Origin of the sequence: Kitasatospora sp. NPDC050463 (assembly GCF_040655255.1) — a bacterium.
Classification (GTDB): domain Bacteria; phylum Actinomycetota; class Actinomycetes; order Streptomycetales; family Streptomycetaceae; genus Kitasatospora.
Map to the genome: position 1 here is coordinate 65,985 of NZ_JBFAJO010000024.1, position 19,455 is coordinate 85,439.

The 19,455-nt window shown below is 72.3% G+C and carries 16 protein-coding genes; 3 read left to right on the forward strand and 13 right to left on the reverse strand.

The annotated features are described in order from the left end of the window. Positions 1–160 precede the first annotated feature (160 nt). Together AB0J08_RS17565 and AB0J08_RS17570 are read right to left on the reverse strand one after the other, a co-directional pair. Positions 161–3,091 (reverse strand): hypothetical protein, encoded by a 2,931-nt coding sequence (locus AB0J08_RS17565; RefSeq protein ID WP_360634117.1) that lies wholly within the window; start codon positions 3,089–3,091, stop codon positions 161–163. Continuing rightward, positions 3,088–6,423 (reverse strand): ABC transporter permease, encoded by a 3,336-nt coding sequence (locus tag AB0J08_RS17570; RefSeq protein WP_360634120.1) that lies wholly within the window; start codon positions 6,421–6,423, stop codon positions 3,088–3,090. The genes AB0J08_RS17565 and AB0J08_RS17570 overlap by 4 nt, the downstream gene beginning before the upstream one ends. 352 nt (positions 6,424–6,775) lie before the next feature. Between AB0J08_RS17570 and AB0J08_RS17575 the strand changes: the two genes are divergently transcribed. Further along, complete coding sequence (locus AB0J08_RS17575; protein WP_360634123.1) at positions 6,776–7,486, forward strand: ABC transporter ATP-binding protein; 711 nt, start codon at positions 6,776–6,778, stop codon at positions 7,484–7,486. Positions 7,487–7,732: 246 nt separating this feature from the next. Here AB0J08_RS17575 and AB0J08_RS17580 read toward each other — a convergent pair whose 3' ends face one another. Both AB0J08_RS17580 and AB0J08_RS17585 read right to left on the reverse strand, forming a co-directional pair. After that, positions 7,733–8,008 (reverse strand): hypothetical protein, encoded by a 276-nt coding sequence (locus tag AB0J08_RS17580; protein ID WP_360634126.1) that lies wholly within the window; start codon positions 8,006–8,008, stop codon positions 7,733–7,735. Between the two features lie 181 nt (positions 8,009–8,189). Then, the gene (locus AB0J08_RS17585) at positions 8,190–9,011 is read right to left on the reverse strand and encodes a helix-turn-helix domain-containing protein (RefSeq protein ID WP_360634129.1); all 822 of its coding nucleotides are present in this window, start codon (positions 9,009–9,011) and stop codon (positions 8,190–8,192) included. Positions 9,012–9,132: 121 nt separating this feature from the next. On the opposite strand from AB0J08_RS17585, the gene AB0J08_RS17590 reads away from it, so the two are divergent. Continuing rightward, entirely contained in the window at positions 9,133–9,960 is an 828-nt protein-coding gene (locus AB0J08_RS17590) for a phytanoyl-CoA dioxygenase family protein (protein ID WP_360634132.1), read from the forward strand. A 66-nt stretch (positions 9,961–10,026) separates the two neighbouring features. On the opposite strand, the gene AB0J08_RS17595 is transcribed toward AB0J08_RS17590, so the two are convergent. The 9 genes from AB0J08_RS17595 to AB0J08_RS17635 all read right to left on the reverse strand — a co-directional run bounded on the left by AB0J08_RS17595 (position 10,027) and on the right by AB0J08_RS17635 (position 18,467). Further along, on the reverse strand, positions 10,027–10,443 hold the full coding sequence (locus AB0J08_RS17595; RefSeq protein ID WP_360634135.1) for a TipAS antibiotic-recognition domain-containing protein: 417 nt from the start codon (positions 10,441–10,443) through the stop codon (positions 10,027–10,029). Positions 10,444–10,808: 365 nt separating this feature from the next. Further along, complete coding sequence (locus tag AB0J08_RS17600) at positions 10,809–11,678, reverse strand: hypothetical protein (protein WP_360634138.1); 870 nt, start codon at positions 11,676–11,678, stop codon at positions 10,809–10,811. Between the two features lie 10 nt (positions 11,679–11,688). Beyond that, positions 11,689–12,252: a papain-like cysteine protease family protein gene (locus AB0J08_RS17605; protein WP_360634141.1), complete on the reverse strand. Its 564-nt coding sequence runs from the start codon at positions 12,250–12,252 to the stop codon at positions 11,689–11,691. Positions 12,253–12,593: 341 nt separating this feature from the next. After that, positions 12,594–14,663: a xanthine dehydrogenase family protein molybdopterin-binding subunit gene (locus tag AB0J08_RS17610; RefSeq protein WP_360634144.1), complete on the reverse strand. Its 2,070-nt coding sequence runs from the start codon at positions 14,661–14,663 to the stop codon at positions 12,594–12,596. Continuing rightward, positions 14,660–15,655 (reverse strand): xanthine dehydrogenase family protein subunit M, encoded by a 996-nt coding sequence (locus AB0J08_RS17615; protein WP_360634147.1) that lies wholly within the window; start codon positions 15,653–15,655, stop codon positions 14,660–14,662. Before AB0J08_RS17615 ends, AB0J08_RS17610 begins: the two co-directional genes overlap by 4 nt. After that, positions 15,652–16,134 (reverse strand): (2Fe-2S)-binding protein, encoded by a 483-nt coding sequence (locus tag AB0J08_RS17620; RefSeq protein ID WP_360634150.1) that lies wholly within the window; start codon positions 16,132–16,134, stop codon positions 15,652–15,654. Before AB0J08_RS17620 ends, AB0J08_RS17615 begins: the two co-directional genes overlap by 4 nt. 148 nt (positions 16,135–16,282) lie before the next feature. After that, on the reverse strand, positions 16,283–16,456 hold the full coding sequence (locus AB0J08_RS17625; RefSeq protein ID WP_360634153.1) for a CsbD family protein: 174 nt from the start codon (positions 16,454–16,456) through the stop codon (positions 16,283–16,285). A 61-nt stretch (positions 16,457–16,517) separates the two neighbouring features. Further along, the gene (locus tag AB0J08_RS17630; RefSeq protein ID WP_360634156.1) at positions 16,518–17,630 is read right to left on the reverse strand and encodes an SRPBCC family protein; all 1,113 of its coding nucleotides are present in this window, start codon (positions 17,628–17,630) and stop codon (positions 16,518–16,520) included. A gap of 3 nt (positions 17,631–17,633) precedes the next feature. Further along, entirely contained in the window at positions 17,634–18,467 is an 834-nt protein-coding gene (locus AB0J08_RS17635) for a histone protein (protein WP_360634159.1), read from the reverse strand. A gap of 537 nt (positions 18,468–19,004) precedes the next feature. Between AB0J08_RS17635 and AB0J08_RS17640 the strand changes: the two genes are divergently transcribed. After that, positions 19,005–19,397 (forward strand): gas vesicle protein, encoded by a 393-nt coding sequence (locus AB0J08_RS17640; protein ID WP_360634162.1) that lies wholly within the window; start codon positions 19,005–19,007, stop codon positions 19,395–19,397. Positions 19,398–19,455: the final 58 nt, after the last annotated feature.

The following is a 19,455-nucleotide window of genomic DNA, read 5'->3' on the forward strand; positions in this document are numbered from 1 at the left end:
GCTGCGCCTGGGTGCGCTCCTGATCGCGGTTGCCGCGAGTCGATTGCCGTGCCGGCTGCCCGGTGGGGCGCGCCGTCGCCGCCTGCCGGGCCGGGTCCGTCGGGGCCGGCCGGCCCAACCGGCCTATCCGGCCGGACCGGCCGCGCTGCCCGGGCTGTGGTCATCGCTGCTCCCCCGCCCGCAGTTCGGTACTGATCTGGCGTCGGCCGGAGATCAGTGCCTCGACCAGCACACCGGCCGTGACCAGCGCCGCCAGACCGAGGACCTGGAACAGGACCGGCAGCACCGCAGGTCGCAGGCCGGCCGGCACCGGGGCGCCGACCAGGGCGGACAGGTCGATCGCCGGACCGAGCAGGGCGACCGCGGCGAGCGCGACCACTCCTCCGCCGACCGCCGCGGCGAAGGTCTGCGGCAGTGTCTCGGCGACGATCAGCGCCAGGCCCTGGCGGGGCCGCAGACCCATCGTGCGCAACCGCGCCAGCACGGCCACCCGTTCGGGGGCGGCCCGGAGCAGCGTCAGCAGGACGGCGAGCAGAGCGAAGCCGGCGGCGCCGATCACCGCGGCCCAGAACAGCCGCGCGGCCGACAGCTGGAGCGGATCGGTGGCGAGCTCGGCAGCCCGGGCGGCACTGGTCCGGACCATGTACCCGGGCGGTACCGCTTCGGGATCGGTGTCCGCGGGGGCCTGGGCCGCCGGGGCCGGCCCGGACGCGACAGGCGAGGGGGCGGCCGGCGAGGCGCCTGCCGACGCGCCGGTGGTGGACGGGGCGACGCCGGTGGTGGACGGGGCGACGCCGCCGATCCTCATCGGTTCCAGCTCGCGCACCAGCCCCTTCAGCTGCCGATCGTCGATGTCACCGGTGGCGAACCAGAGGTTGGCCTGCCCGAGTTCGGGAAGGCTCGCGGTCACGGGGCCGGACGGCAGCACGACGAATCGTCGGGTCGTCTCCTCCAGCGCGGGTGTGCCGTCGACGGTGCCGGCCGATTTCGCGAGGAGCTCCTTCCCGTTGGGCATCCGCAGGCGGTAGCTCCCGCCGGTGATCTTCTTCGCGAGTTCGGTGCTGAACAGCGCCGGCACGGGGCTGTCGCTCCCGCCGCCGTCGCCCGCGAGGACGGCCGGGTCGAACGCGCCGCGCCCGACGGTCCGGGACAGCTCGGCGTACGCCACCGGGTCCACGATCAACGTGCTGACCCGGATGAGCCCGCTGTCGGCGCCGAGGAGGAACGCCTCGTTCTCCCACCAGACGCCGGTCGCCGTCCTCACCCCGGGCAGGGCGGCGGCCGCCGCGAGGAAGCCGGGCGGGAGGACGACACCGGACGGTGTCCCGACGGCCGCGTCACCGCCGACCGCGCTCCGGGCGGCGTGCGCGCGGTCACGGTCCACGGCGTCCAGGACGGTGGCTCCGAAACCCGCCGTGGTCACCGCGAGCATCAGCGCGAGCAGCGGCAGCACGGACGGGCGCGGCCGGCCGCCGGTCCCCCGCGCCGCCCGGGCCAGACCGAGGAACCCGATCAGTCCCGTACCCCGGCCGGCCACCCGGGCGAGCGCACCCACCAGCACCGGCTGGAGCCGCGCCAGGACCAGGCCACCCGTCAGGGCCAGCAGCAGCGGAGCCGCCACCAGCATCGGGTCCAGCCCCTCCCCCGGCGGGACGACGCCCCGGCGCCGGACCTCCAGCACCGCCGCGACCGTGACGGCCAGGACGACGAGTTCGCCCACCAACCGACGCCGCCCACCCGAACCCGGGGCACGCGGCGCTGACCAGAGCAGCGCCGCCCGGGCCGGAAATCCCAGCAGAGCGAGCAGCAGAACGGCCAGCGCCGCCAGCACCGAACCCGACCAGCGCGGCGTCGGCAACAGCCACAGCGCCAAGGCCGCCGCCAGCACCCCGGCGGGCAACACCGTCACCGCGCCCTCGCCGAGCAGCCGCCGCAACACCCCGCCCCGCGACCCGCCACGGGCCTGGAGCAACCGGAGTTCGCCGACCCGCCGGTCCCCGGTCAGACCCGCCGCCAGACAGAGCACCACCGCGGCGACACCGGCCAGCCCGGCCGGACCGACCGCCGCCAACGGGGCGGCCGCATCGTGCCGAGCGATGGCCTGCTGGAACAGCTGCGGCAGCTCCGAGCCGATGCGCAGGTCCTCGCGGCCGGTGACGACGGACAGCCGCGTGGCGGTGGGGCCGGCGACGTAGGAGGAGATCTCCTTGCCGCTCCGGTCCAGCTGGTCGGCGCGCAGGGCGCTGATGTCGACGGGCAGCCGCCAGAAGTCGGTCGCGCCGCCTCCCCACGGGCCGATCGAGTCGATCGCCCCGGGCGAGACCACGCCGGCGGTGTGCCAGAACTGCTCCTTGGCGCCCTCCACACAGGCCCGCTCGGGGCACGGCAGGTCGTACCAGTACCGGTCGCTCGGGTCGTCGGCCGTGTAGAGGCCGACCACCTCGGCCTGGAACCGGCCGCCGGAGGGGGCGGTCCCACCGTCGATGATGTCGCCCAGGTGGATCCGGATGGTGTCGGCGGCGCTCTTGCTGAGCGCGATCGCGACCGGCTTGACGCCGCCCTGGTCAGGCTCCGGCGGGGCGGGCCAGCGGCCTTCCGCCAGGGTGGCGCGGTCGGTGATGCCGTGCAAGGAGAGCAGGTCGAGCACGGGCTTCGCCTCGCCGAGGGTGGCGAAGCCGGGGTTCCACATCTTGCGCGGCTTGTTGCCGCGCGTTCCGTACACCGGGCCGCTCGCGGCGATCCTGAACGTCTCCTTCGGGTACGAGGTGAGCTTCTGCGCCACCTGGTCGAGGTCGGCCTCGCCGAGGCGGTGGCTGGAGGTGGCCAGCATGCTGGTCCAGGACGGGCCGCGGTCCTTCAGGTACTCGCGCAGCGCGTCGTCCGTTCCCCGGTCGACGGCGCGGGGGAAGGCGGCGGCCAGGAAGACGGTGCCGAAGGCGAGCAGCGCCATGAGCGCGGCGGCCAGCGGCGCCGAGCGCAGCCTGGTCCGCACCCAGGGCGCGGGCCGGTGTCCGGCGCCCCGGTCGGCGCCGCCGGGGCTGGGAGTGGTACCGGTGCTGCCGGGCGTGCCGGTGCCGGCCGGGGTGCTCACATCTCCTCCACGTGCCGCAGCCGGTCGGCCACGTCTCGACGGCGGCGCCCGCTGAGGGCGGCCGACAGCAGGGCAACGGCGGTGATCGCGGCCGCGAGCAGCACGGCCCGGCCGAGCGGCAGGTCGACCAGGAGCTCGGGCACCGGGCGGCGGGCGGCCGGGGTGAGCACCACGAGCGGCACGATCAGATGGACGATCAGGCCGCCCAGGGCCAGCCCGACGAGGCTGCCGAGACCGACCAGGACGCTCTGCTCGGCGGCGACCGTCCATCGCAGCCACCGCCGTGGCGTGCCGAGCGCGAGCAGTACGGTGAACTCCCCGGCGCGTTCGCGGGCGGAGGCCGCCGAGGCGGCGGCGAAGCCGATTGCGGCCAGGACGGTGCTGACCAGGGCGATCGCGGCGAGCGCACTCTGCGGGGCGGCGCTGAGCGGGTCGGCGAGCAGATCGGCCGCCACCTCGTCACGCAGCAGCAGTTGCTGGCCGCCCGGTTCCGCGCGCAGCTTGGCGGCGGCCGCGGCGGGCGCCTCGTCCCCCGGCCCGGTGGCGGGCAGCCACCACTCGGAGGTGGCCGGCAGCTGGCGGCCCGAGGTGGCGAGCAGCCGCCCGGTGGTGGCGAGGTCGAGGACGATCGCCGTGTCCCCGGCCACGGGCAGGGCCTCGACCACACCGGTGACCTTGACCTGGAGGACGGCGCCGGCGAACGGCACCTTGATGATGTCGCCGACCGCCGCTCCGACGGCGGTCAGGTAGGCGTGCGTGGCGACCCCGGAGACGCCGCTCGGGACCGGGGCGCCGGCGGGGGCGACGTTGACCTGAACGCTGTCGACGCCACCGCGCCCCTTCTGGTAGTGGATCTTGACCAGCTGTTGCTCGCCCGCTCCGGGGGGAACGACGGTGGACGCCGACGTCTCCGCACCCGCGGGGGCGACGGTGCTCCAGCCGAGGCCGCCCGGCGCGGTGACGGGAGTGGCCGGCCCGGTTGCGCTGTCGGAGACGCGGACCCCCCGGAGGGTCAGATCGCCGAGGAGCGCGGGGGTGCGGTCCGTACCGAACACGACGACCAGTCCGGCCAGCGTGAGCGGGGCGGCGGCGGAGCCGACCGGCACGCCGGTGAGCGCCGCGAGATCGGCGGTGGCCACGGCATCGCCCTGGTTGGGGACACCGGTCAGCGGGGCACGGAACGTGCTGCCGAACCGGTCGCGCAGCAACAGCCACACCTCCGGGTGGGCATCGGACACCTCGGCCGGCGCGTTGGTGAGGTCGACGTCGATCCGCCGGGGCCGGCCCGGCAGCGGCAGCCCGGCCTGGACGCCGGTGGGCGCGGGCTCGGCCAGCGGCGCGAACACCTCCCGAGGTCGCTGCCCGTCGAGCAGATCCGCCCGTACCGGCACCCGGTCGGCGAACCCCGCGACATCCAGCGCCAGCAACTGCCCGGCCGCACCGTTCGGCAGCGAGCTCTCCTGCCGGACCACCGGTATCAACCGGTCACCACCCGGCAGCGCCCCGTACCGGCCGCCCTGCCCCATCGACGCCGTCGTCGAACCGACGATCCGCAGACCACCCGCCGTCACGAAGTCCGCCTGGTCGCGCTGCGAACCCTCCCAACTGGAGTGCTGACCGAGCGCCAACACCCCCGTCGAGACCGCCAACACCAGCAACAGCACCGGCCCGGTCGCCCGCCCCGGCCGACGGGCCAACTGCCAACCCGCCAACGCCGGCACCAGACCACGCCGCCGCGCGGCCAACCTGCCGCCCAGCCGGGCCGCGAACGGCAACAGCCGCAGCACCAACAGCGTCCCCGCGCACAACGCCAAGGTCGGAGCGGCGATCAACACCGGGTCAAGGCCCAGCCGCCCGGCCGAGTCCGCCGACAACCCGCCGCTGTACTGCGACAGTTGGTAGTAGCCGAGCGCTGCCAGAGCGACCACCGCGAGGTCCGCGCCCGAACGCACCGCCCCCGCCACGAGCGCCTGACGCCGCCCCGCCCGGCGCAGCACCGCACCACCGGCGCCACGCAGCAGGGCGGGCGCGGTGGTCAACACGACACAGGCGAGGGCACAGGCCGCCGCGACCGGCCACAGCGTCCAGCTCAGCCCGGTGTCCAACGGCACCCGGGACAACGGCCCGAACCCCGCGAGCGCCCGCAGCAGAAGCGGCGTGAGCAACGGCGCGAGCACCGCCGCCGGAAGGGCCAGCAGCAGGGACTCGGCAGCCGTGAACACCCCCAGACGCACCCCGGACGCACCCCGCGCGGCCAGCAGGGCGTTCTCACCCACCTGCCGGGCTGCCATCAGATGGACCACCAGCAGCAGCACGGCGCCGGCGAGCACCACCAGTTGCAGGGCGCCGATCAGCAGGGTCGACCGGGCGACCAGGGCACTGGACTCCAGCTCCTGCAGGAGCACCGGCAGTTCGGTCGAGACCTGGAGGCCCGAGGAGTTGCCCAGCTCCCCGGCCAGGCCGGCGGCCCGGTCCCGCAGGGCGGTGGCCTCGGTGGCACGGACCGAGGTGAAGTCCGCCCGGAGCAACCAGCTCCGGCCGTTCTGCGGGACGCCCGCCGTGGTGAAGGCGGTGTCGTCGACCAGCAGCGGGCCGTAGGTGGTGAAGCCACCGACCAGGATCTCGTGGCCACCCACCGGATCCAGCCGCCAGTACGGATCGGCGGGGTCGGCGGCACGGTAGACACCCGTGACCCGGACGGTGAGCGGCGCACCGCTCAGCCGGTCGTCCAACCGGACCTCGGCGGGCAACGCCTCGGCGCTCAGCCCCAACCGGACCAGCGCGGCCTGCGGAACGGCGACCTGCACCGGCCCCGCTCCGGCCGAGGCCGCGGACCCGCCGGCGGGCCACGATCCGGCCAGGAGGGTGACACGGTCGTGGTCGAGCGCCGCGAGCACGGTGAGATCGGTCGGCCTTCCTGCCGCCTGGGCAGCGGCGGCTCCGGCAGCGGGGGCTCCGGCACCAGGGGCGACCGCACCGGCGGCGGCACCACCGGCGGCGGCACCACCGGCAGCCTCGGCCGGGAGACCGTAGGAGCGGCTGCGGGCCAGGCTCTCGCTGTGCGCGGGCAGGTCACCGAAGAGCCGGCCGGCATAGGCGGCGACGGCCGTGTCGTCCGCGGCCCGCTTGTCCAGGCCGTGTTCGGCCTTGACCAGGACGACGGTCCGGGCCTGGCCCGGCCCCTGGAGCGACTGCCGAAGCCCCGCCTCCCCCACGGTGCGATTGAACGCCACCAGTGCGGTGAGCACCGCCGTGGTGATCAACACCGTGAGCAGGACGGCGGTGGCCAACGGCAGTCGCCCGCGCAGACGGCGCACGACAAAGCCGAGCATCCTTTTCCTCCCCCGGTACATCCCGGTCGCGTCCGGCTTCTCCGTCCGTGCACTCCTGCCACGGGATGGACGCCTGTCACGCACCGCTACGGTGACCACCGGCGCTTGATCACCGGATAGCGGACGATGCTGTCAGATTCGCTCTTCGAACGGAAGGGACTTGCGCGAATCATGTAACTAGTGAGCAAATTCTCCGCGTTAGCAGCTCAGTGGATCCGCACCGCCGATGCATGGTCAACGCCTCGGCGGCGCAGGGCGGTTCAATGACCGCTCAATATGCCATGTACTCCTCAATATCATCGCCCGTCATGAGTACTTCACTTCAGTCGAGGAACATCCAGGGGGACGCCTTATGACGCAGCAATCGGCCGCCACCGTCACCACCGACATGGTCACCGTCACCGACCTCACCCACAGCTTCGGCACCGGCGACCGCACCGTGCACGCACTGCGGGGCGTCTCCTTCAGCGCCCGCCGCGGCGAACTCACCGCCCTCAAAGGCCGCTCCGGCTCCGGAAAGACCACCCTCCTCAACCTCGTCGGTGGCCTCGACACCCCCACCGGCGGCACCATCACCCTCGACGGCACCGACCTCGACCGCCTCGACGAGAACGGCCGGCTCGCCCTGCGCCGCGACCGCATCGGCTTCGTCTTCCAGTCCTTCGGCCTGATCCCCGTCCTCACCGCCACCGAGAACGTCGGCATCCCGATGCGCCTGTGCAACACGCCCGCCGCCGAACGCGAGGAGCGCGCCCGCACCCTTCTCGCCCTCGTCGGCCTCGCCGACCACGCCAACCAGCGCCCCGCCGAGCTCTCCGGCGGCCAGCAGCAACGCGTCGCCATCGCCCGCGCCCTCGCCAACCGCCCCGACCTCATCATCGCCGACGAACCCACCGGTCAACTCGACTCCGAGACCGGCCGCTCCATCATGGAACTGCTCCGCGCCGTCGTTCGCAGTGAAGGCGTCACGGCCCTCGTCGCCACCCACGACCCCACCCTCATGGAACTCGCCGATCACGTCATCGAACTCCGCGACGGCCACATCGTCGACCCCACGCCCTGAACCCCCGGCGGCTCCTCCCCTCGGGCGTCGGCCCGCCGATCCGCCCTTTCGGGTCCGGGGCAGCCGCCCTTCGGGGCATCCGCAGTGGCCCTGCGGGGCACCGAACCGTGGCCTTCCGGTCCGACCGCAAGGCACGGCCGGGCCCGGCAAGGTCTGACCGGGAGGCCTGACCGGGGAGCCCCGCCGGGCGGGCGGGCGGCCGGGCCGAGGCCCGGCGGACGGTCGCGCCCAGGTCGCGCGCCGCGCTCAGAGTGCCCTGAGCGCGGCCTCGCACTCCCGGCACCGTCGCGTGCGCTGGGACGGCGGGTACCAGGGCTCCCCCGGCCCGGACGGCTGATAGCTCTCCCGTTCGAGGTCCCCGGTGTCGATCCCGCAGAACGTGACCGGCCCCGGGTCGTCCGGCACGTCCGGGTCGGCCGGCGCCGCGTGCACCCAGCGAATCCGGGCGCCCACATCGACCTCCCCCGCGTCCAGCACCTCCGTGGACGACTCCAGCTCGACCAGCACGACCACTCCGCTCATACCTCGACCCTGCCCCCCGCCCGGTCGGGCCGCATCCCGACCGCCGGGGCGGGGAGCCGGACCGCCGGACCCGACACCGCACGGCAGCGGCCCCGAGCACCCGACCTTCCAGGGCCGGCATCCCTTCCCATGGCCCGGCCGGGCGGGCCGGGCCGGCCGGACACCGGTACGTCCTCCCAGGTCATGACCCGGTGCGCGGGGGATCCTCCTCGGCCCCTCGCTCCTCCGTCCTCCCCTGCTCACGGGCTCGGAAGGCGGTGGGGGACAGCGAGGTGGCGACGCGGAACCGTCGGGAGAAGTACAGCGGGTCGGTGAAGCCGGTTCGGGCGGCGATCGTGGCCACGGGCAGGTCGGTCACCATGAGCAGTTGACGGGCCAGGTCCATCCGCCGACGGTCCACGTAGGACATCAGGCCGGTGCCGAGCTGCGCCGAGGCGAGGTGGGCGAGGCGGGACGGCGACAGCCCACCGATCCGGGCCAGCGAGTCGACCGTGTGCGGCTCTTCGATGGTGTTGCCGACGTGTTCCAGAACGGTCAGGAGCCTCGGATCGAGGACCGTCCCGCCCGGGTTGCGCGTGTCGCACCACAGCAGTGCCTCCTCGACGGCGTTCATGGCGAAGAGAGTGCTGCGGCGAAGGCCTGCGCGCCGGGCGGAGATGGCGCGATCGAGTGCCTGGACGACGCGGGTCCGCACGGTGTCGTCCACTTCCACCTGACGGATGCCGGGGGCAGCGGTGGGCCAGTCGAGCAGGGACAGCCAGTCGGGGCGCGGGTTCAGGTGCGCCCACCGGAGAGACCACCCGCGGGCTTCGTGGTCGGTGCCGTAGTCGTGGGGAGTGCCGGGTTCGACGGCCGTGATGAGATCGGGTCCGGCGAGGAGGTCGGGGTGACCGGGCAGTCGGAACCTGCCGCGCCCCGCCAGGGTGACGAACAGGACCCAGTCGGTCGTACCCCCTGATCGCACGGTGCGGTACGTGCGGCCCTCGTCCAGCTCTCCGCACACGACGCGATCATGTGCGGACGCGATGGTCACCGCTGCGCGGGGTGGGGTTGCGACAGGATCGTCCATGCCGTCGACCGGTTCTGCCATGCCCTTACCTGCTCGTGAACACGACGATGTACCCATGACTACCAGCGCACTCTCGCTCGCGCCCGAAGACACCGACGCCCTGCGCGAACGCTATCAGCGTGACGGCGTGATCCAGGTCGACGGCCTGTTGTCCGACGCCGAGGTCGAGACGGTCCGGGCGGCGTTCATGGTCCAGGTCGAGACGGACCGCCGAGCGGTCGGTGCCGTGGACGAGGTACCGGCCGACGACATCCTCGCCCGGTACCCGCGCTTCATGAACCCGCATCGCCGTCCGGACCTGGAGATCGGCCGCGTCGCCCGCACGCTCATGACCGACGCGCGCGTCCTCGACGTGGTCACAGCTCTGGTGGGCCCCGTGTACGGAGCCCAGTCGATGTTCTACTTCAAGCCCCCGGGCGCACGCGGCCAGGCGATGCACCAGGACAACTACTTCCTTCGCGCTCACCCCGAGACCTGCGTCGCGGCGTGGATCGCGATCGACCACTGTGACGCGACGAACGGAGGACTGGGCGTGGTTCCCGGCAGCCACACCCTGGAGGTGGTCTGCCCCGAGGAGGCCGACCCGGCGGAATCCTTCACCCGCGGACTCGTCCGCCCGCCGGAGGGTCTGTCCGCCGTCCAGACCGACATGCGGGCGGGCGACGTCCTGTTCTTCCACGGCAGCACCGTCCACGGGTCCTTGCCCAACACCACCGCGGACCGCTTCCGTCGTTCGCTCATCTTCCACTACGTGCCTCGGGCGAGCGTCGAGATCGCCCGCCCGTACCTGCCGCTGGTCGCCCCGGACGGCAGCGAGGTCGACCTGGCCGAAGCCCTCGATGGAGGGCCGTGCGGGGAGGGCTGGGAGGGCGCGGCGCACTGATCGCGACGGGTGTCGGCGGCGGCCGCACCGTGGCTCCGGAGGTGCCCGAGCGCCCGCGACCTCGGGCTACTCCCGGGTCCGGTCGAGGGCGGGCGGAACCAGCGACGGAACGAAACCGACTCCCCGTTCAGCGAATACGTTCATGGCCGCACCCAGGAATTCCACCAGCCGAGGATGGTAGGAATCGTGGAACGCCCTCATGGCATCGTCTTCCGCATAGAAGAGCGCCATGCCGGCGTAAGCCTTCCCGGTAGGGACGTAGAATCGGCACACTATGTCGAAGTGCCTGTGAACGAGCTCCTGAACGTGTCGATCCCCGGGCAGTGAGCCGTCCAGGCAGGCCGCAATCTCCCGGTACAGCACATCCCAGTCCTGGTGGACCTGATCCCGGTCCACATGCTCCCAGTGGTTGGTCTCGGCAAGACTCTTCGCCTGCTCTGCGGCCAACGCTCGGCGGCACTCGTCTTCGTACTGGTTCCCCATGGCACCGATCCTCGTGATTCCCAAGTCTCTTCAACGGATTCGCTGAGAGGCGACCGGCATCGCCACCATCGACCGACTGCCGATCCAGGCCGAACAGTGGCACACGCCCGATAGGGCGGCAAACTGTTTACCGAGCCGCATCAGGGCTTCGACGCAGTCGTCCGACCCGGCTCGTGACGGCCCGTCGGTTCCGTGGGGGGAAATCAGTACCGGCACGTGTCCAGGACCATGAGGTTCTCCACGCCCCGGTGCTCCGAGTGCAACACCATCCGTGCCGACGCATCATCACCGATGGCGACGCGGTGGGGAAACGGCTGCGCCCCGCCCCTGGCCGACGGCCGGAGGCGGGGGTGCGGGGGCCGGGTTCAGCCGGTGGTGTTACGCCGGCGGCGGAGGGCGAAGGCACCGCCCGCGAGCGCGAGGGCCGCACTCGAACCGCCGACGAGCACGGGTGTCGTGGAGGAGGCGTCCTCCGTCTTCGTCGCAGCACCGTAGCCGCTGGACATGCCCGCGGTGTCGTACTCCGAGCCGGGCAGCTTGTCGGCGTAGCGGGCCTTGACCAGCTTCTGGTAGTCACTCAGCGAGACCGACGACCGGCCGTCCAGGCCCTGCCGCGCCTGGTCGTTGAGCGGTTCGACCGTGGTGAGCCTCAGCTGGTACCAGCCGCGGATCTGCGGCTCGGTGAACACCAGAGTCCCCACCGTGGCCTTGCCCGCGTACGTCGCGTCGCTGTCGCCCTCGCGCACGGCCGCCAAGTGCCAGCCGCCACCCTGCGTGGGGGCGAGCATGACGGTGGCGTTCCGCCCGTTGACCGGGGCGTTCAGCGCCGAGACCAGGTGACTCAGCTTGACCGCCTCGGTGGCGATCGGCAGCGACGTCCCCGCGACGAAGCCGGGGGTGATCTCGTTCAGGGCCAACGGGTCGTTGACGGTGAAGGCCGGCATGCCCTCGCAGGGGTCGGCCTTGTCGGGGATCGGCTGCGGCGTCCCGGCCCCGTCCCCCTGGGGCACCGGAACGCTGAGGAACCGGCAGACGGTGTTGCGGACGTCGGCCGACTTCACCAGGTCGAGGGCGGCCCGGTAGTCCGGGATGTCCGCCGGGAGCGGGTCCGTGGGCGCGGTCGCACGGGCGGGGCCGGCGACGGACAGGAGCGCGGATGCGCTCAGCACCAGGACGGTGGTCAGGCGGGCGCGGCGGGAGGCCGCCCGCTTGCTGGAGGTGCGTGTGTCGTGCATGCCGCCTGCCTTAACGGGAGATGCCGATCCGGGAGTGGGTCCACTTGAACGAGCTGTTGCTGACGTAGTCGTTGTAGTTCCACCACGTGTAGGTGGCGGTGTCCGGCCACGGGTCGGCGACGCCGATGGTGTTGTTCGACGTGTCGAAGCCGTAGACGACGTTCATGTGGCCACCGCCGGACGTCCACCCGATGCGGGCGGCGACCGGCCGGGCCGCCTTGACGTCGGTGTAGACCTGATTGAACGTGGCCGCACTCTCCAGGCCCGAACCGGAGTGGGTCATGCCGAGGCTGGTCCAGCCCTTGGCCATGTCGCCGAGCGTGGCGGGCTGGTTGTTGCAACCGTAGGTGGGCTGGGCCCGGTTGCAGAAGTCCGTCTGCGTACTGCCGTAGCCCTGGAACTTGGCGATCGTCAACCCGGAGGCCACCCAGCACCACTGGGTCTTCTCCTGCTTGTACATGCCGATGTTGTCCTGCCCCGCCTCGGCGTGGGCCGGGCTCCCTGCTGCGGCGAGCAACCCCGAAGCCGTCAGTACGACGGCCGTCGCCGTGGCCGCGAACGTGGATCTGCCCATCTTCCTGCCTTCCCGCGAAAATGCGATACGTGCCGGGGGATCTGGCAGAGCTATGACAGCACGAACTGGCCACGGCAAAGCTGGTATGTACAGAAACCGTACCTACAAGGGTGAATCGTCATATCGGCAGTGAACCCGACGACCTGTTCCAGGTGCGGGCGCGTTTCCCTCGTAACCCTTGTCGATCGTGACCAGCCCGGCCTTCTCCAGGACCCGGAGAGGGCGGGGGTCGCCCGGGGACGGGGCAGGGTGGGTCGTCATGGCCACAAGGCCCTGCATGACAAACCAATTGGGTCCAGAGGTCTATTTGCGAAACGGCCGTGGAGGACCGGCCGGTGGGCTCAATGTCCACCCACCTGCCCGAGCAGGGTGCGCGCCCCGATCGGGAGCTCCCTCACCCGTACTCCGGTTGCCTGATGCACCGCGTTGGCGATCGCCGCGGCCGTGCCGACGATGCCGAGCTCGCCGATGCCCTTCGAACCCATCGGACTGACGTGCCGGTCGTCCTCCTCGATCCAGTAGGCCTGCACATCCGGGACGTCGGCATTCACCGCGACGTGGTACGAGGCGAGGTCCCGCTCCGCATGGTCACCGAACCGCGGGTCCATCGTCGACTCCTCCAGCAACGCCATCGACGCCCCCATGACCATGCCACCGAGCAGCTGGGACCGGGCCGTGCGCGGGTTCAGGATCCGCCCCGCCGCGAACACCCCGAGCAGCCGCCGCAGTCGCACCTCGCCCGTGTCCCGATCGACCTGCACCTCGGCGAACTGCGCACCGAACGCGTGCCGGGCGTAGTCGGTGCCCTGCCGGACGAGCTCCCCGGTGTCGGCGCTCGCCGACAGGCCCTCCGCTGGTACCGGGACACCCGCCGCGAGTTGCCGGGCCAGCTCGGACGCAGCCGCGTGGACCGCCCACCCCCAGGACGACGTGCCGCTGGAGCCGCCCGCCACCCCGCCGTGCGGCAGGTCGCTGCGCCCGATCTCGATCCCGAGGCGGTCCACCGGTACCGCCAGCACCTCGGCGGCGATCACCGCCAGCACGGTCCGGGCACCCGTCCCGATGTCGGTGGCGTTGACCCGCACCACGAAGGTTCCGTCCGCGGCCGCCCGTACTTCGGCGGCGGCCGGGCTGATCAGCACCGGGTACGTGGAGGCCGCCACTCCCGTCCCCACCAGCAGCCGGCCCTCGACGCGACCCGCGGTGCCACGCCGCTCCCACCCGAAGCGGCGGGCACCCTCGCGCAGGCAATCGGCCAGATGCCGGCTGGAGAAGGGCCGGCCGCTGTCCGGTTCGGTGTCGGGCTCGTTCCGAAGTCGCAGCTCCACCGGATCGATGCCGCACGCCAGGGCCAGTTCGTCCATCGCCGACTCCAGGGCGAACATGCCGGGTGCCTCACCGGGGGCACGCATCCAGGACGGCGCCGGCACGTCCTGCCGCACCACGCGGTGGGTGGTCAGCGAACTGGAGGAGCCGTACATCACCCGAGCCGGCACCGCGGCCTGTTCCACGAACTCCTTCAGCGTCGAGCAGCGGGTCAGGATCTCCTGGGCGAGCCCGGTGATCCGCCCGTCGCGCCCGGCCGCCAGCCGTACCCGTTGCACGGTCGGCGCGCGATGGCCCACGACGGCGGCGAGCTGTGCGCGTGGCAGGGCGAGCCGCACCGGCCGGCGCACCACCCGAGCGGCCATCGCGGCCAGCACCACATGGGGCCGGGGGGTGCCCTTGCAGCCGAAGCCGCCGCCGACGTGCTCGCTCACCGCCAGCACCTGCGCGCGGTCCAGCCCGAACAGTGCGGCGAGGGTCTTCTGGACCTCGGCGGTGCCCTGGCTGGAGTCGTGGACGACGAGTCGTCCGTCCTCCCACCAGGCCGTTGCGGCGTGCGGCTCCATCGGGTGATTGTGCAGCGGCGAGATCCGGTAGGTGGCGTCGATCCGTACCTCGGAGGCGGCCCAGGCGGCGGCGAAGTCGCCTCTTGCGCGGTCGGCCGGGTAGCCGCCGTTGGCCACCTCCGGGGCGTAGATCCCCGGATGGTCGTCCGCCAGCACGACGTCGTGCGGTTCCGCGGTGTACGTCACCCTGACGTCGGACGCGCCCTGCTCGGCGGCTTCGAGGGTCTCGGCGACGACCAGCGCCACGTACTGCCCCCGGTGGGCGACGGCGGCCGACTGGAGGACCGCCAGCGTCGGGTCCTCCACCGCCTGGAGCTTCGGGGCGCCCAGGTGGGTCAGCACCGCCACCACTCGCCGGTCGGCGAGGGCCGGCGAGCTGTTGATCGCGGCGACGGCGCCACGGGCGACGGTGGCCGGCACCGGGCAGGCGTACAGGCAGTCGACCGGCCGCTGGTCGTCGGCGTACCGGGCGGAGCCGGTGACCTTGTCCCGGCCCTCCAACCGGGCGTGGCCACTCATCGTGACTCCCCCCTCGCGGCGAGGTCGCACAGCAGTCGGACCGTCAGGTTGCGGGCCAGTGGGATCTTGTAGGCGTTGTCGCGCAGCGGCCGGGCGGCCGAGAGTTCGCCCTCCACCGCCGCGGTGAACGCCGCCTCGTCGGCGACCGCTCCGGTCAGCCGCTGCTCGGCGACACGGGCGCGCCACGGCTTCGGCGCCAGCCCGCCGAGAGCAAGCGTCACGTGCGTGACCCGACCCGCGCGTACGGCGAGAACGCCCGCGGCCGAGGCCAGCGCGAAAGCGAACGAGGCACGGTCGCGGACCTTTCGATAGGCGGACGCCGCGTCCGGCACCGGGGGAGGGAGCGTGACGGCTGTGATCAACTCACCGGGCAGCAGTCGGTGTTCCTCGTGCGGCCGGTCGCCCGGCAGCCGGTGCAGGTCGGTGACGGGCAGGGTCCGCGGGCCGTCCGGCCCGAGCAGTTCCACGGCGGCGTCGACCGCGGCGAGTGCGACCGCGAGGTCCGAGGGATGGGTGGCGATGCAGTGCTCGGACGCGCCCAGCACCGCAAGGTCGCGGTGCACGCCTTCGCGGGCAGGGCAGCCGCTGCCGGGACGGCGCTTGTTGCACGGCTTCGTGACGTCCTGGAAGTAGAGACAGCGGGTGCGCTGCAACAGATTGCCCGCGGTGGTCGCACGGTTGCGCAACTGTCCGGACGCACCGGAGAGAAGTGCCTGGCACAGGAGCGGGTACGCGGCGCGCACCCGCGGATTCGCTGCGAGGTCGGCGTTGGACACCAGGGCGCCGATGCGCAGGCCACCGTCGGGGGTCGGCGTGACGTCGCCGAACGGCATCCGGCCGAGGTCGACCACCAGGCGCGGTTGTTCCACGCCGAGCTTCATCAGGTCGACCAGGTTGGTGCCGCCGGCCAGGTAGCGGACTTCGGTGCCGTCGAGACGAAGCCGGACGGCTTCCTCCGGACCGGTCGGCCGGACGTAGGCGAACTCCCTCACCGCGCCGCCTCCAGGACGGCCCGCACGATATGGGGGTACGCGCCGCAGCGGCAGATGTTGCCGCTCATCCCCTCCCTGACCGCAGACTCCCGCAGGGCCTCCCCGCCGGCCTTCGCCTCGGCGAGCAGCCCTGCGGCGGAGCAGAGTTGGCCTGGAGTGCAGAACCCGCACTGGAAGGCGTCGTGGTCCAGGAAGGCCTGTTGCAGCGGGTGCAGTCCACCGTCGGGGGCGAGGCCCTCGACGGTGGTCACCGCGCAGCCGTCGACCGTGACGGCGAGTACCAGGCAGCTGTTCACACGGCGGCCGTCCAGCAGCACCGTGCAGGCCCCGCACTGCCCGTGGTCGCAGCCCTTCTTGGCGCCGGTCAGCGTCAGCCGCTCGCGCAGCACGTCCAGCAGCGTGCACCGGTTGTCCAGCCGCAGGTCGTGGCCTTCGCCGTTCACCTCCAAGGTGACGGCGGTCTCGTTGGCAGGAGTCATGCGGGACCTTTCATGGCCGGTCAGGGGCCACAGACCGGGCCACCCGGGGTACCCGTTCCACCTCCTCCCGGTGCCGACACCCGCACGGGGTGCCGACCACCGGTTCGACGCAACGGAACAAACCGCCCAGGCCCCATGAGGTACGCCGCTAGTGCTTCAGAGCGTCCTTGGCCTTCTGGCCGGCCTGGGCCATGTCGCCCTTGGCCTGCTTGGCCTTGCCCTTGACGACGAGACTCTCGTTTCCCACGGCCTTCCCGGTCGCCTCCTTGACCTTGCCCTCGACTGTCTCTGCGGTGTGCTTGATCTTCTTGCCCGCACTCATGGCGTTCTCCTGTTCCGGATCGGTGCGTCACCCTGCGGTTGCCCGATTTGGCGCCATTCATTCATCGTGTCCGCGGGCCGCGCTCCTCCTCGTATTCGTCCTCGTCCTCGTCCTCGTATTCGTCCTCGGCCTCGTCCTCGGCCTCGTCCGCATACTCGGGCTCGTCCTCGTTCTCCTCGAACTCCTCCTCGTCGGCTCCGGCGTCCTCGTACTCCTCGTCCTCGGGCTCCTCCGCGTCGTACGCTTCGTCCTCGGCCTCCGCACCGTCGTACTCCTCGCCCTCCTCCGGTTCCTCGTCCCCGTAGTCCTCGTAGTCCTCGCCTTCGGGTTCCTCGTCCTGGTGCTCGTTCTCGGCCGCCTGTTCCTCCTCCACGGCTTCGTCGTGGGTGCGGACGACCTCGCCGTCGCGGATCTCGCCGCGCCACCCCTCGGCCTCGTCGTTGGTGAGGGAGACGTGCCGCTGGAAGTTCTTGAAGTCCAGCCGCAGGCGGCGGCCCTGGGCGCGCCAGATGTTCCCGGTCTTCTCGAACAGGCCCGAGGGGTAGTACTCGACGACCAGCACGATGCGCGTCAGGGTCGGAGTGATCTCGTGGAAACTCACGGCCCCGCGGGTGCTGCCCTTGGCCCCCGACGAGGACCAGACGATTCGCTCGTCCGGAATCTGCTCCTGGACCGTCGCCTTGAAGCTGCGCTTGGACGGTCCGACCTTGACCTTCCAGTCGGTGGTCACCTCGTCGCCCTGCGAGACGTCCTGGACACCCTTGGCGAAGCCGCTGAAGTCCTCGTACTGGGTCCAGTGGTCGTACGCGGTCCGTACCGGCACGCCGACGTCGAGCGTCTCGACGATGTTCATGACCTTCTTGCCGGCCTTGCGTCCGGCCTTTCCCCTGCCGAAGGCTCCCTTGACCTTGTCGACGACGTCGTCCTTGATGCTCTTCGCCTTCTCACCGAGGAACGCCGCGGCCGGTGAGTCGCCCTGCAGAACCCGGGCGCCCACTTTGGGCAACACGCCGCCGTTCTCCGCCACCTCGCCCAGCTGGCCGGCGATGTCGGCCACCTTGTCGCCGGCCTTCCCGACCAGGTGCTCCACCTGGGCGCCCAGGTAGTGGACGGCTTCTTCCTTGAGCCGATCGACACCCGATACCTCGGGGGGCTTCTCTTCCGTCCTGGCCATGACCTACCTCCGCCGGGAGGGCCGCGTGGAGGATGAGGCGGCCGTCTTGTTGGCCGCGGTCTTCTTCGCTGCGGTCTTCTTCGCTGCAGTCTTCTTCGCGGGCGCGGCCGCCTTCTTGCCCGGGGCCCTGCCGGCGGTGGCCTTCGACGGGGTCGAGCGGGTCGACGACCGCTTGGCAGGCGGGGCCGTCTTCGAGGGGGACTTCTTCGCGGCCGGGGCGGTCTTCTTCGCCGGAGCTGCGGACTTCTTGGCGGGCTTGCGCTCGGCGGAGGACCTCGACGCGGCCTTGGGTGCCGCCCGGGAGGCGCGGGAGCTCGGTCGTTCGTCGGTGGCGGCGGCAGTCCGGCGGCGGCGCGGTGCGCGCTCGCGCTGCGGTGCCTCCTCGGCCTCGGCCTCCTCGGGCTCCTCTCCCTCGGGCTCCTCCTCGTCCGCCTCCTCGGGCTCCTCCTCCTCGTCCGCCTCCTCCGGTTCCTCCGCGTCGTACGGCTCCTCGTCCTCCTCCTCGTCCGGTTCGGCCTCCTTCGGCTTGCCGACGCTCAGGGTGCGCTCCCGCAGGGTGTCCGCGAACTCGCCGATCCGCCGGTCGGCCGCGGCGGCCACCGCGCGCTTACCGGCGTCGAGAAGCTCGCCCCGGACCTGCTCGTTCAGCTCGGCGACCTGCGGCATCTCGGTGAGCCGCCGCAGTCCCTCGGTGGCGAGCCGGCGCGGATCCAGCCCGAACCGCCTGCCCGCGAGATACGTCGCGGCGGCGAATGCGAGCCGTCCCTTCTTCGCGCGGCCCAGCACGTATCCCCCGGCGACCGCCGCCGCCAGAGCCGCTTTGGTGGTGTCCTTCATGGGTCATCCCTTCCGGCGCCCGCCCTGACCGCGTGGCCCGGCGACGCGGGCGGCCTGTCGATGACCGCGGCGCCATCGTCAAGATCTCCCACCACCCGAGGCGGGCGAAATCGACCGCACAGCGTGGGGGCGACGTCTGCCGCAGGCCACAACCGCGATCGGTGGAGCCGGGACGCGGGCGGTGTCCGCTCTCGCACTGGCACATGCGCGATGCCCGCCCATCTGCCGGTCCGCTTGCGACCACGAGTCCCGGCCCGATGTTCGTACCAGCACTCCGTATGTCCAGTCTGGCCAGACACGAAACTGCGCGCCACGTGGCCACCGGCCCATCCGGACGCCCCCGGCCTCCGCAGACCGGCGCGCTGCCGGGGCCGCACCGCCAACAGCCTTGGGGTCGCACCGAGTTCATCGCCTCGCAACCCTGCGGACCGGCCGGGGGCGGCCGACCACGCCACCCGGCGGAGAATGCCGTCTATCATGAAATAAGCTCCAAATCCACTCAACCTGGTACGTCACCTCCGATTCCGGAGAGGGAAGATGGCCCCAGAGAAGCGAGAGAACGGCGTCAGGGAGCGTCGATCCGCCCCCGCGGATCCGCCCCCCGCCCGCACCGGCTCCGCCGGTCGCCGCGCGACGGGCGAGGCGGGCGCGGCGAGGCGGCGCCCCCGCCGTGTCTCGGCCCCGCAGGCCATCAGCTACGCCGCCGAACAGCTCGGCCAACTCCTGGGCCGGGTGCCCGAGTCGGTTTCGGCACTCAAGCCCACCGAGGACGGGTGGCGCGCCGACGTGGAGGTGGTGGAACTGGAACGCATTCCCGAGACGACCAGCGTGATGGCCAGTTACCGGGTGTCACTCGACGAGGAGGGCGAACTGGTGGCGTACGAGCGGATCCGCCGATACACCCGCGGTCAGATCGACCCCCGCCCCTGAACACACACCGCCGCTTCGCAGCGGAGCCGACCGCTCCCCCACCGCGACGGCGGACCGG